Genomic DNA, 13062 nt, shown 5'->3' on the forward strand with positions numbered 1-13062 from the left:
TTAATTAAGTGTACCTTTTATTTTACTTCATTTCTTGTTTAAAAATAGCATCTTCTACATAAATTTGTTCTTTATCTACAGCTGTGCTATGAGATAATACTAAACCGATTGGTGTTGCTGTATCTTTATTTTGAACAATTGTAAAAGGAATATTTTTTTCGTTTGCTAATTTAATGTATTTTGATAAATGTGGGTAAGCAATGCCACCGTTTAGGAGGATTTGTAATGATTGAGAAGAGCGTATGCTACTTGCTACTTCAGTATATACATTACTTTGCATTACTTGACCGATAGTTAAAGCGATTTCTACGCGCTCACGTAATGTAGTTAAATACATATTACGTTCTTCTGGTTTGTTTTGCTTTTGGCCATAAATGCCTTCTTGGAGATAGTCTTCCACATTTTTATTTACCATATTTTTCACACCTTTCACTTCCTATTGTACGCAAGAATTAAAAATGATGCAAAAAAAGTCGTTTTGAATACGGAAATAATTAAAAAAATGAGAAGGAAAAAGAGAGATTTGAATATAAATAATTAAATAAGAAAGAAAAAAATAATTTTATCAACAGAAATTAACAAAATGTGACAATAATCTATTAACGAAACATATTTTTTGTGTTAATATTCAAAATATAAAGGGTATTCGTCGTATGGAAATGGAGTGAATGGAGGTTTTTCCAATCGATAAGGATATTAAAGAAGTATTTTGTTCACACTTGAAAAACAATAGGCACCAATTCGTAGAGAACTGGAAAAACAAAATGATAATTTCTGAAAAAGATCCATTTAAACTAGAAGTAGTTCAAAATGGAGAGGATTTATTAGAGTTAATAATCGAACTTACTATGGAAGATAAAGATATAAATTATCTTCAACCATTATGCGAGAAAATCGCAATTGAACGAGCAGGAGCAGATGCGAATATTGGAGACTTTGTTTATAATGCAAATGTGGGAAGAAATGAACTTTTTGAAGCGATGTGTGAATTAGATGTTAGCGCTCGTGAATTGAAACCAATTATGGCCAAAATACATACTTGTTTTGACAAATTAATTTATTATACCGTTTTAAAATACTCGGAAATTATATCGAGGAATTTAGAGGAAAAACAGCAATATATTAATGAAACACATAAAGAAAGGCTGACGATTTTAGGCCAAATGTCAGCTAGTTTTGTACATGAATTTCGTAATCCGCTTACTTCAATTATGGGATTTGTCAAATTATTAAAGGCAGACCATCCGAGTTTATCGTATTTAGATATCATTTCGCATGAATTAGATCAATTAAATTTTCGAATCTCGCAATTTTTACTCGTTTCGAAAAAAGAAATGTGGAATGAATCGGAACGTTTTTGGCTTAATGACTTGTTCCAAGATATTATACAGTTCTTATATCCGAGTTTGGTTAATGCAAATGTTTCGATTGAAAAGAATTTGCCGTATCCAATACCACTTGTTGGTTATCGGAGTGAAGTGAGGCAAGTATTTTTAAATATTTTAATGAACTCAATTGACGCTATGGAAGCAATGAAAGAAGAGCGGAAAATAATCATTGATGTTTTTGAAGAAGAGCAAGCTATTCGAATTGTGATAAAAAATAATGGACCGATGATTCCAGCTGAAAATGTAGAAACGATTTTTGAACCATTTGTAACTACTAAAAAATTAGGAACTGGTATTGGGTTATTTGTATGTAAACAAATTGTAGAAAAACATAACGGGTCCATTATGTGTCGTTCAGATAGCGATTGGACAGAATTTCAAATTGCATTTCAAAAGTAAACAGTCTACACCAAATAAATGGTGTAGACTGTTTTAATTTGTAAGTATAACGACTTCTAATTTAGGGTCTTTAGTTGAATAACCTACTATTGAAATGGTATAAATTATATTCGGTTCAACATCGAATTTAGGTAAAGTTAACAGGATTTTTTTATTATCTGCGAGTGAAACTTCAATATCTGCTGTACCAGGGCTAACTTGTAAAAAATCTGTTATTTGTTTAAAGAGCACATTTTCAAATAAATGATCTCCACCTTTTAAATCTACGTTAACAACAGGGGTATCTGGAGAAAAATGCATAAATCGAATTTTGGCTTGCCCAGATGGTATATGTGTATTATCAAGTATAGGTTGTAATTGTAGGTGATTATCACTATTTATTGCGGCAAGTGTATACGTATGATTTCCCATTATCGGTACTAAAGCTGAAAAAATTGGAGTTTCGTTCCCGACAGGGACGATATCAATGCGATATTTACCTTGCACTAATGATAAATAGGGGCTAAATTGCTTAAATGAAATGTTTTTGATTACCTTTTGTCCATTTACTAAAATGTCAACCGCAGGCGTGTTTGGTGCAGAATGAAAAATTCTTATATGTGACGGTAAAGCAGCTTCTTGTGAATCTCTTTTTTCATATGCCTGTACAAGTTTTGTAAGTGCATCGTAATACTTCATATATAGTTCTACATATTTTTTGGGATTGCTATATTGATAGTAACGGGCGAGCTGATCGTAACGTACAGCTTCTTGTCCATATTTTTCGATTTCAGATTGAGACATGCACATTCCTCCTTTGTCATCATTAAAACTATATGCGAAGTGAGAAAGAGGTTATGCGAAAAACTTGTATTTCTGAATGGGAAAAGTAAAAGATTAAAAACATATTTTGGGAGAAGTATGTCTGAGTATTATTGGCTAGTAAAGTGGTGCTAAAAGAGATGTATATGGAGTTAGTTAAGTTGAATAGAAGCTTATATTTACTAGGAGTAATAAAAATATAAAAAGACTAAATTATAAGGGCATTTCAATCAACGTATCGAATACATGTATAAAAAATTTTTAGTAAAGGGATTTTTTAATTTATAGGCAAACACACATACAAAGGGATAATTGTCCTACATAATTTATAAAGGAAAGGTAGTTTAACTTCGGTGGAAGGAGTGACACCTTGGGATGGGGATATCCCGATTATGATTGTGAATGAAGTTATGAAGGAATTTGTGTGAAAAATCGTTATATGACTGTTGAATTCGTAAAACGTATGGTTTTTTGATTTATTTTAGCGAGTCCCAGTAATATTGATAAAAGAGCGTCGTGCCGAACTGATTAATGTGGTTAATCGGTTCTTTTTTTATGTATAAACTGAAAATATTAAATGTGGAAAATTAGTTTCTATAAAAAGATTGTTATCATTGCGGCGAGATAATTGTCGAAATTTTTTTGGAAATATGCAATTTAAAGTAGGATAATAGGAAGGAGTTTAAAGGGAGTTCCGTCGAAGTTTACACAATGTCGGCATTTGAGGGAAGCTGGCATTATGTTAGGAAAACATTTAGTAATACGTTACTTTTATATAAGGGAGGGTTATTTGAGCGTATAGATAAGGATTAGTCTTTGTTTTAAGTTCTGAATTTTCTGTTTTCGAAACATTTATTAGCACTCATTTGTATATTTTATAATAGTATTTTGATAAATTCACTGCTTGTGCAGAGGATTCTTTTTTATGAAAGAAACGTCAATTTTCTTCATATACATATACAAATTGAAGAAATGGGGGAGCGCTATGCGCGATTACTTAATTAAACCACTTGTTGGTCAGCCGTATCCAATGATTTCACATGGAAAAGGTGTATATTTGTATGACCAGAACGGAAATAAATATTTTGATGGTTCGTCAGGAGCAATTACGGCAGGTATTGGACATGGCGTAAAGGAGATTGCAGATGTTATTAAAAAGCAAGCAGAGGAGATTGCTTTCGTATATAGATCACAGTTTACGAGTGAACCAGCTGAAAAACTAGCAAAGAAGTTAAGTGATTTAAGTGTAGGAGATTTGAACTGGAGCTTTTTCGTAAATAGTGGTACGGAAGCAAATGAAACAGCTATGAAAATTGCAATTCAGCATTTTCAGGAGCGCGGTATTCAAGGGAAACATAAAATTTTATCACGCTGGATGAGCTATCACGGTATTACGATGGGAGCCTTGTCAATGTCTGGGCATCCGCTGCGCAGACAACGTTTCGTATCTATTTTGGAAGATTATCCAACTATTCCAGCCCCATATTGTTTCAGGTGCCCTGTACAAAAGGTATATCCAACTTGTCAGCTTGCTTGTGCAACTGAACTAGAAAGATCAATTGAAAGAATTGGTGCGGAGCATATTGCAGCTTTTATTGCTGAACCGATTATCGGAGCAGCTGGCGGTGCGGTTGTACCGCCGAAAGAATATTATAAAGTGATTAAAGATATTTGTAGTCATTACGATATTTTATTCATTGCGGATGAAGTAATGACTGGGCTTGGTCGTACTGGTGCATGGTTTGCGATGGAGCATTGGGGTGTAGAACCGGATATTATGACGCTTGGTAAGGGATTAGGAGCGGGATATACACCAATGGCTGCGACGATTGTTAGTGACCGAGTTATGGAGCCAATTTTACGTGGGTCACGTTCTGTTATGAGTGGTCATACGCTAAGTGCAAATCCATTATCTGCAGCAACGGCTCTAGCTGTTATTGAATACATGGAGAAACATAATCTACCTGAAAAAACAGCGGAAAAGGGAGAATATTTAATTAAGGGACTACAGAAAGTTCAGCAACAATCGACAATTATTGCGGATGTGCGTGGAAAAGGGTTGCTGATCGGAATAGAATTGCAACCGTTTACAAAAGCTTCGGAGCTTATTTCGGTTGCAGCTAAAAATGGTCTCCTTTTATACCAAGCTGTTTCAGGGCAAGCAGGAAAAGAAGATAGCGCACTGCTTGTGGCACCGCCAATGACAACTACATATTCCGAGTTAGATGAATTACTTTCAATTTTTGCAAAAAGTGTAGAAGAGATGATGCAAAAAGGAGGGCATAGTATCGTATGACAACAATTACAAATACATTCAATAAATTAAAAGGGATAGAGGAAGTAATTTCTTTGTTCCATGATGATATGACATTAATGTTTGGGGGATTTGGGGGAATTGGATCCCCTCCAACTTTAATACAGGCTATTTTAGAAAAGGGAGTTACAAATTTAAATTTAATAGGAAATGACACTGGCTTTCCTGATGTAGGAATCGGTCGTCTTGTTACAAATGAACGGGTTAAGTCTTTAGTTACTTCCCATATTGGTTCAAATCCAAATGCAGGAAGACAGTTAAATGAAGGACGATTACAAATTGAGTTTTCCCCGCAAGGAACATTAGCAGAGCGTATTCGCGCTGGAGGCGTAGGGCTTGGTGGTGTTTTAGTTGATGTTGGTGTTGATACGATTGTTGAAGATGGAAAACGAACAGTCGAAATGAATGGCAAGACATACTTAGTTGAAACTGCATTAACTGCTGAAGTTGCGATTGTTTATGCGAAAAAAGCTGATCCGTTTGGTAATCTTGTATTCGACAAAAGTGCGCGGAATATGAATCCTCATGTTGCTATGGCTGGGGACATAACGATTGTAGAAGCAGAAGAAATTGTTCCACTTGGAAGTTTAGATCCTGAGGAAATTGTCGTTCCAGGTGTTTTCGTAAATTATATCGTACCGTCGGAAGGAGTGAATTGGAAATGGGTATGGGCGTAGAAGTGAGAGATAAGATTGCTAGGCGTGCGGCGAAAGAAATACAAAATGGCATGATTGTAAATTTAGGTATTGGCATTCCATCGCTTATACCGAATCATTTGCCTGACGATATAAATGTAATGTTTCATGCAGAAAATGGAATCGTCGGTATGGGGCCAACGCCAAGTAAAGGGAATGAAGACGAGAATTTATGTAATGCAGCAGGTTTACCGACTTCTCTTATTACAGGAGCGAGTTATTTTGATAGCTGCACTGCGTTTGGGATGATTCGAAAAGGTTTACTAGATATAACGATTCTTGGGTCATTACAAGTGAGTGAGAATGGAGATTTAGCAAACTGGATTGTACCAGGGAAACGTGTGCCCGGTATTGGGGGAGCGATGGATTTAGCACAAAAAGCGAAGCGTGTCGTTGTTGTGATGAATCATGTTGATAAATACGGAAATGCAAAAATTGTTTCAGAGTGTACATTGCCATTAACGTCAAAGAAATGTGTAGATTTAATTATTACAGATATGGCGGTTATGGAAGTGACTTCGAGTGGACTCATTTTACAAGAATTAATGAGCCCGTATACAGTAGAAGATATAAAGCGACATACGGAAGCTGAGTTTCAAATTGGCTCTAACTTACTAGTTATTGAATGAGGGGAGATATAATATATGAAGCAATTAAAAAAGCAAGTTTGTGATTATATTGAGAGTCATGAAGAGGAAAGTGTGAAATTTTTAACACGGTTAATTCAAGAAAAAAGCGTATCTGGTGATGAAAGTGGTGCGCAGGCAATTGTGATTGAAAAATTACGTGAGCTAGGTTTAGATCTTGATATTTGGGAACCATCTTTTTCTAAAATGAAAGATCATCCTTATTTTGTATCACCACGTACAAGTTTTTCAGACAGCCCGAACATTGTGGCAACTTTAAAAGGAAGCGGCGATGGAAAATCTATGATATTAAATGGGCATATTGATGTAGTACCAGAAGGCGATGTGAATCAATGGGACCATCACCCATATAGTGGTGAGAAAATAGGGAATCGTATATATGGCCGAGGAACGACGGATATGAAAGGCGGCAATGTCGCACTTATGCTTGCGATGGAAGCGATTATTGAATCTGGTGTTGAATTAAAAGGAGATATTTATTTTCAAAGTGTCATAGAAGAAGAAAGTGGCGGGGCAGGGACATTAGCGACTATATTACGAGGATATAAGGCAGATGGTGTCATTATTCCAGAACCGACTAATATGAAGTTTTTCCCGAAGCAACAAGGGTCAATGTGGTTCCGTCTACATGTAAAAGGGAAAGCTGCACACGGTGGTACACGTTATGAAGGAGTAAGTGCAATTGAAAAAAGCATGTTTGTTATAGATCATTTGAGAAAATTAGAAGAGAAGAGAAATGGTCGAATTACTGATCCGTTATTTAAAGGAATTCCGATTCCAATTCCAATTAATATTGGGAAAATTGAAGGTGGTAGCTGGCCAAGTTCTGTTCCTGATTCGTTAATTTTAGAAGGAAGATATGGTATTGCGCCGAATGAGACTATAGAGGCAGCAAAAGAAGAGTTTGAGAGTTGGATCGCTGAATTACATGATGTGGACAATTGGTTTGTTGAAAATCCAGTAGAAGTAGAATGGTTTGGAGCGAGATGGGTTCCTGGTGAACTAGAAGAAAACCATGAGTTAATTACAACACTTCAGCATAACTTTGTTGAAATTGAAGGGAAGGAACCAATGATTGAAGCATCTCCGTGGGGGACTGATGGAGGTTTATTTACACAAATCTCAGGTGTACCAACGATAGTATTTGGTCCGGGAGAGACGAAAGTAGCACACTATCCAAACGAATATATAGAAATTGATAAAATGATAGCTGCCGCAAAAATTATTGCATGTACATTACTAGATTGGTGTGAGGTGAAAAAATGAAATACTATGAATCTTTTAGAGAGCAGACAAATTGCCATACAGTAGAAGGAGTTTTAGATTATTTTAATAAACGTATTCGAATAGATCACTATACAGGAAATGTTGAAAGTATTATACAGACAATTGACGGACTAGCAGAGAAACATTCTTTCACTAAATGTATTATTAAAGGAAAGGGAGAGCATGTTTCAACATGGCTCTCTTTCGGTTTCTTATTGGAAGCGACGATACCTCATTATTTTCAAGGACACGATGCATACTTCTTTGTGAAATATAATAATGATGAAAGACGAAATAGTATTCATTGGTCTGAGGAAGATACTATTTTAAGTGGTGTAAAAGCAAAAGAAGTAAAAGAAAAAGTAGTCCCGGAGAAATTTCTGTTAAGAAAAGCGACTGAAGAAGATGCAGAAGAATTAGCAACTGTCTTTGGAAAAGTATTTGAAGTGTATCCGACACCTTTAAATGAAGCGAGTTATGTATTACAGACGATGAAAGAAGACGATACAATTTACTACGTATATGAATTTGAGGGGAAAATCATTAGTACAGCGTCTGCAGAAATGAACGTAAAGGAAGGCAATGCAGAATTAACGAATTGTGCTACTTTACCTGAATATCGTAAACATGGGTTTATGAAAAGTTTGCTCATTAAGTTAGAAGAAGAGCTTCAAGAAAAATCTATTTTCTGTTCCTATACAATTGCTCGATCGCTATCTTTCGGTATGAATGCTGCCTTTCATCAGTTAGGCTATACATATACAGGAAGACTGGCGAACAATTGCTACATTTTCGATAAGTTGGAAGATATGAATATATGGGTAAAAGATTTATCTAGCTATTCGAAAGCATGAAGGCTCCCGCCTCAAAATTCGGCTGTAAAGTAAAAAAGTTAGGTGGGAATCGGGCTGCTCGTAAAAGCCCGACTAATTAAAGTTTTACGTTATCTAATCAAAAATAAATTTCATCAAAATATTAGAACGGAATCGTCATGCTTATAATCGCACATAGGTATGCCGGAAATTCGGCATAGTATTTGCTGAATTTTCGGCAAAAGGGGGGATGACATTGCTAGCAGTTTCGACACAAGAAGTCATTGAAGCGATTTTGGGCAGTATTGATGAGGCTATACACGCAGTAGATGAAAATGGTATTACAATTTTTTATAATACAGTTGCTGCGAAACACGATGGATCCAAAATTGAAAAAGTGTTAGGAAAGCATTTGTTAGAGGCGTTCCCATCTTTAACTAGGGAAACGAGTACATTGATGAAAGTTTTAGATACAAAAAAACCAATTGTACATCAAGTGCAACATTATCAAAATTTAAATGGAGAAGATGTTTGTACTGTAAATACGACGTTACCTATTTTTATAGATGGGAATATTGCTGGTGCTGTTGAAATTGCGAAAGACTACTCTACAATTCAAAAGCTAACTGATACCATTGTCGATTTACAGTCGAAAATAAAGCGATCGTCTAGAAAAAAAGTGATTAAAAAGCATGCTGCATTTGAGACGATAGTGACAAATGATTCTCGCTTTAAACAGACGAAAGAGTTAGCGCAAAAAGTAGCGCCAACAGATGCAAACGTTTTAATATATGGTGAAACGGGAACAGGAAAAGAACTGTTCGTGCAAGCAATTCATGAAGCTTCTAAAAGAAAAAACAAGCCATTTATTGCACAAAACTGTGCAGCTTTACCAGAATCACTATTAGAAAGCTTACTGTTTGGAACGACAAAAGGTAGCTATACAGGGGCGATTGAACGGGCAGGCTTATTTGAACTTGTAGATGGAGGAACATTATTTTTAGATGAACTGAATTCAATGCCGCTCGATTTACAAGCGAAAATGCTACGTGTATTAGAGGATGGAGTCATTAGACGAATCGGTGATAATAAGACGAGGAAAGTAGATGTTCGCGTGATTACCGCGATGAATCAGCCGCCAGAAGTATGTTTACGAGAAAATAAAATTCGCACTGATTTATATTATAGATTAAATGTGTTTTCATTATATATCCCGCCACTACGTGAAAGAACTGAGGATGTATTACTATTAGCTTCTTATTTCTTGAAAGAATATAATAAAAGCTATAAAAAAGGTGTACTTCAAATTGATAAGGAAGCGAAAGAAAGACTACAAGCTTATCAATGGCCTGGAAATGTTCGTGAGTTAAAACATACAATTGAACATGCTGTCATTATTGCGGAAGGAAATGCATTAACCGCAAATTGTTTACCTCGTATATTTAAGAAAGAGAAACTTCCAAAGAAGAAAAGTATATTACCGCTTCGGGAAGCTCTTCATCAAACAGAAAAGGAATTAATAGACCAAGCGTTGATTGAAACGGAAGGAAATATTTTGCAAGCAGCAAAAATGTTAGGTATTCCGCGTCAAACGCTTCAATATAAACTGAGTAAGTACGACAAAACCGCCGAATAATCGGCGGTTTTTGTGTGTTTGCACCAATAAAAGAACGTTTACATATATAAAAGGTAATGAATATGATAGTTAATATTCTGTTATTACTGCACTTGAAAATATTTTTTCTCCTATATAGTAGGGTATTTCGCACATTTACTTATCAAGAATATGAAGTTGGCATAACAATTGCTTATATAAAGGATGAGCGTATAAAAAGGGGGAATAGCAATGTTACATGATGTATACAAACCAAATCGTCACTGGAAGGATATCGAATTATGGAAAGATGTTACTGAAGAGCAATGGAATGATTGGGTTTGGCAATTAACGAATACGATCAAAACGTTAGATGACTTAAGGAAAGTGATTAACTTAACACCTGAAGAAGAAGAGGGCGTTAAAATTTCAACGAAAACGATCCCGTTAAATATTACACCGTATTATGCTTGGCTAATGAATCCTGATGACCCACGCTGTCCGATTCGGATGCAATCTGTACCGATCTCGGAAGAGTTATATAAAACGAAATATGATTTAGAAGATCCACTTCATGAAGATGAAGATTCACCAGTTCCAGGGCTAACACATCGTTATCCTGACCGCGTATTATTCTTAGTAACGAATCAATGTTCTATGTATTGTCGTTACTGTACACGCCGTCGTTTTAGTGGACAAATTGGAATGGGTGTACCGAAGAAACAATTAGACGATGCGATTGCTTATATTAGTGAAACACCACAAGTACGTGACGTTTTAATCTCTGGTGGTGACGGTCTTCTAATTAATGATAAAATTTTAGAATACGTATTAAAAAATTTACGAGAGATTCCGCATGTTGAAATTATTCGTATCGGAACGAGAGCACCAGTAGTATTTCCGCAACGTATTACAGAAAACTTATGTAACATTATTAAAAAGTACCATCCAGTATGGTTAAATACACATTTCAACACTTCTATTGAAATTACAGAGGAATCGAAAAAAGCATGTGAAATGCTAGCGAACGCGGGTGTTCCAATTGGAAACCAAGCGGTAATTTTAGCAGGTATTAACGATAGCGTTCCAATTATGAAAAAGCTAATGCATGACTTAGTAAAAATCCGTGTACGTCCATATTATATTTACCAATGTGACTTATCTGAAGGTATTGGACATTTCCGTGCACCAGTTTCTAAAGGTCTTGAAATTATTGAAGGCTTACGTGGACATACTTCTGGCTATGCAGTACCGACATTCGTTGTGGATGCACCGGGCGGAGGCGGAAAAATTGCGCTTCAGCCAAACTATTTAATTTCACAAAGTGCGGATAAAGTTGTACTTCGTAACTTTGAAGGGGTTATTACGACGTATCCAGAACCAGAGAGCTACATTCCAGGAAGAGCTGAAGGTTACTTTAAAGAAATTTATCCGAACTATGAAGAAAAACGTTCAGATGTTGGTATTGCAGGTCTTATGAGCGATAAGAAATTTAACCTTGTTCCAGATGATTTACAGCGTATGAACCGTCGTAAAGACTATGAAGATAATGATACGCATGCATCTTTAAAAGATAAACGTGATAAGCGAGACCAATTAAAAGATAAAAAATATCAATCGCAAATGGCTAAATTAGAAGAAAACGACAAAAAAACTGAGGGTGATGCAGTATGAATTGTATGTGGTGTGACAGTACAGAAGCGAAAGAAAGCTTGAATACTGTGTATTGGGAACTACCAGATGGTACGAAAGCCATTGAAATCCAAAAGACACCATGTATTTCTTGTTCCTCATGTGGAATGGACTATCAAGCAGACCATACTGTAAAAGAAATTGAAGATCAGTTGTTTTTAATTTATACGAAAGATTTGCCAAAACAACTAACATATGAAGAGTTAATGGGAAGACCAAGACTATTAAAAAGAAATTATTTCGACTTTTAACCAGCTTTTATGCTGGTTTTTTTCTTTTTTGCCTTGTATAATGTACCCAAGTTAGAAAGGCAGGGAATATTTTTGAAAAAGACATTTTACCATTATATGATGAAGCATCGCGCAGCTTTATTTAGAAATGAAATTTCAGATTTAGCAGAGGCAATGTATGATGATTTAAGTTTTCCGAAGCAATCTGAAGACTATGATGAAATTAGTTCATACTTAGAGTTAAGTGGAATGCTAGAAAGTATGTCTATATTTGATGAAGCGTGGGATTTATACATACAAGAAGGATAAAAACGATTTGAAAACATACAGAATACATTACTTCTTGAAAGTGAAGTATTCTGTATGTTTTTTTATATGAAATGTCTTGATTTAAAGCTAGTCTATTTACTAGCTTTTTTTGCGTTTCACATAAATTTTATGTAGTGATATTTTTTTATCGAAAAAATTTATGAATATAAGCTTCTGTGATAAGCGTTTTTAAGTAGGTTGCATATACTGTTATCAAAATCACGACGTCAAAAAAAGGAGAGATAGAGATGGCAAGAAAAAAACAACCTAAATACAACGTAGGGGACATAGTCGTGATTACGCTATATGGAACCGTTGGTAAAATCACAAATATGAAAGTTTTAGATGGGGTTTATGTATACGAAGTCAATAATCACGATGGATTTTATGTAGAACAAACATTGCAGCACGTTACAGAGCAAGAAATGAAAAAGGGCGATACGGAGTGGATTGAATTAAATTATAATTTCACCTTTGGTGATCTCGTGCAAGTGACTGGATATGATAAAGATGTTTTCCGTATTGTTGGTTTTCGTACAGAGGTATGGAGATACAAAAATGACGCATGGGAAGATACGATATATGAGTTATCACGAATTACGGATGGTGAATGGTTAGAAGCGGATGAATCAGATTTAACTTTACTTGCCAATGCTCAAACGGCAAATGCAATTTTGAAGAAAATGAAACAAGATAAAGCCGGCATGAATAAATTGGATTTAGGAAAATTAAAGTCAATTAACAACTCGAAAAAAGTGAGTGTTAAGACAAATCGTCAAGAAATCATAGATGGGTTACTTGATATTTATAACGATTATCAATTGTTATTTGATACATTTAAAGATGAAGAATATAAAATTGTTATGGATGTTGTTCATAATTATTTAGTTAAATTGACAGAGAAAAAATAGTTAA

General features: G+C 35.2%; 13 protein-coding genes. 11 read left to right on the top strand and 2 right to left on the bottom strand.

Annotated features, from left to right (window positions below; genetic code table 11):
* Nucleotides 1–22: 22 nt before the first annotated feature.
* Nucleotides 23–415, bottom strand: a complete 393-nt coding sequence (locus ACUN26_RS08125; RefSeq protein ID WP_000247575.1) for a YueI family protein — start codon at nt 413–415, stop codon at nt 23–25.
* A 253-nt stretch (nt 416–668) separates the two neighbouring features.
* Here ACUN26_RS08125 and ACUN26_RS08130 point away from each other — a divergent pair, with 253 nt between their 5' ends.
* Nucleotides 669–1787, top strand: coding sequence for a BA2291 family sporulation histidine kinase (locus ACUN26_RS08130; protein WP_000451750.1), 1119 nt, complete (start codon nt 669–671; stop codon nt 1785–1787).
* A gap of 33 nt (nt 1788–1820) precedes the next feature.
* Here ACUN26_RS08130 and ACUN26_RS08135 read toward each other — a convergent pair whose 3' ends face one another.
* On the bottom strand, nt 1821–2570 hold the full coding sequence (locus tag ACUN26_RS08135) for a DUF4397 domain-containing protein (protein WP_000083272.1): 750 nt from the start codon (nt 2568–2570) through the stop codon (nt 1821–1823).
* A gap of 1003 nt (nt 2571–3573) precedes the next feature.
* Here ACUN26_RS08135 and ACUN26_RS08140 point away from each other — a divergent pair.
* From ACUN26_RS08140 to ACUN26_RS08185, 10 genes are all read left to right on the top strand, one after another.
* Nucleotides 3574–4884 (top strand): aspartate aminotransferase family protein, encoded by a 1311-nt coding sequence (locus ACUN26_RS08140; protein ID WP_001205888.1) that lies wholly within the window; start codon nt 3574–3576, stop codon nt 4882–4884.
* Nucleotides 4881–5579 (top strand): acetate CoA-transferase subunit alpha, encoded by a 699-nt coding sequence (atoD, locus tag ACUN26_RS08145; RefSeq protein WP_000208115.1) that lies wholly within the window; start codon nt 4881–4883, stop codon nt 5577–5579. Before ACUN26_RS08140 ends, atoD begins: the two co-directional genes overlap by 4 nt.
* Nucleotides 5564–6226: a CoA transferase subunit B gene (locus ACUN26_RS08150; RefSeq protein WP_000525263.1), complete on the top strand. Its 663-nt coding sequence runs from the start codon at nt 5564–5566 to the stop codon at nt 6224–6226. Before atoD ends, ACUN26_RS08150 begins: the two co-directional genes overlap by 16 nt.
* Nucleotides 6227–6241: 15 nt before the next feature.
* The gene (locus ACUN26_RS08155; protein WP_000811521.1) at nt 6242–7510 is read left to right on the top strand and encodes a peptidase; all 1269 of its coding nucleotides are present in this window, start codon (nt 6242–6244) and stop codon (nt 7508–7510) included.
* Nucleotides 7507–8364, top strand: a complete 858-nt coding sequence (ablB, locus tag ACUN26_RS08160) for a putative beta-lysine N-acetyltransferase (protein WP_000878583.1) — start codon at nt 7507–7509, stop codon at nt 8362–8364. Before ACUN26_RS08155 ends, ablB begins: the two co-directional genes overlap by 4 nt.
* A 208-nt stretch (nt 8365–8572) precedes the next feature.
* The gene (rocR, locus tag ACUN26_RS08165; RefSeq protein ID WP_002038616.1) at nt 8573–9958 is read left to right on the top strand and encodes an arginine utilization transcriptional regulator RocR; all 1386 of its coding nucleotides are present in this window, start codon (nt 8573–8575) and stop codon (nt 9956–9958) included.
* Between the two features lie 210 nt (nt 9959–10168).
* Nucleotides 10169–11590: a lysine 2,3-aminomutase gene (gene ablA, locus ACUN26_RS08170; RefSeq protein ID WP_000902144.1), complete on the top strand. Its 1422-nt coding sequence runs from the start codon at nt 10169–10171 to the stop codon at nt 11588–11590.
* Entirely contained in the window at nt 11587–11859 is a 273-nt protein-coding gene (locus ACUN26_RS08175; RefSeq protein ID WP_000995765.1) for a YokU family protein, read from the top strand. The genes ablA and ACUN26_RS08175 overlap by 4 nt, the downstream gene beginning before the upstream one ends.
* Nucleotides 11860–11931: 72 nt before the next feature.
* Entirely contained in the window at nt 11932–12147 is a 216-nt protein-coding gene (locus ACUN26_RS08180; RefSeq protein WP_000750718.1) for a YozE family protein, read from the top strand.
* Between the two features lie 248 nt (nt 12148–12395).
* Nucleotides 12396–13058, top strand: a complete 663-nt coding sequence (locus ACUN26_RS08185) for a hypothetical protein (protein ID WP_000101503.1) — start codon at nt 12396–12398, stop codon at nt 13056–13058.
* The last annotated feature ends 4 nt before the right edge of the window (nt 13059–13062 follow it).

The organism is Bacillus sp. WC2503 (genome assembly GCF_052682895.1).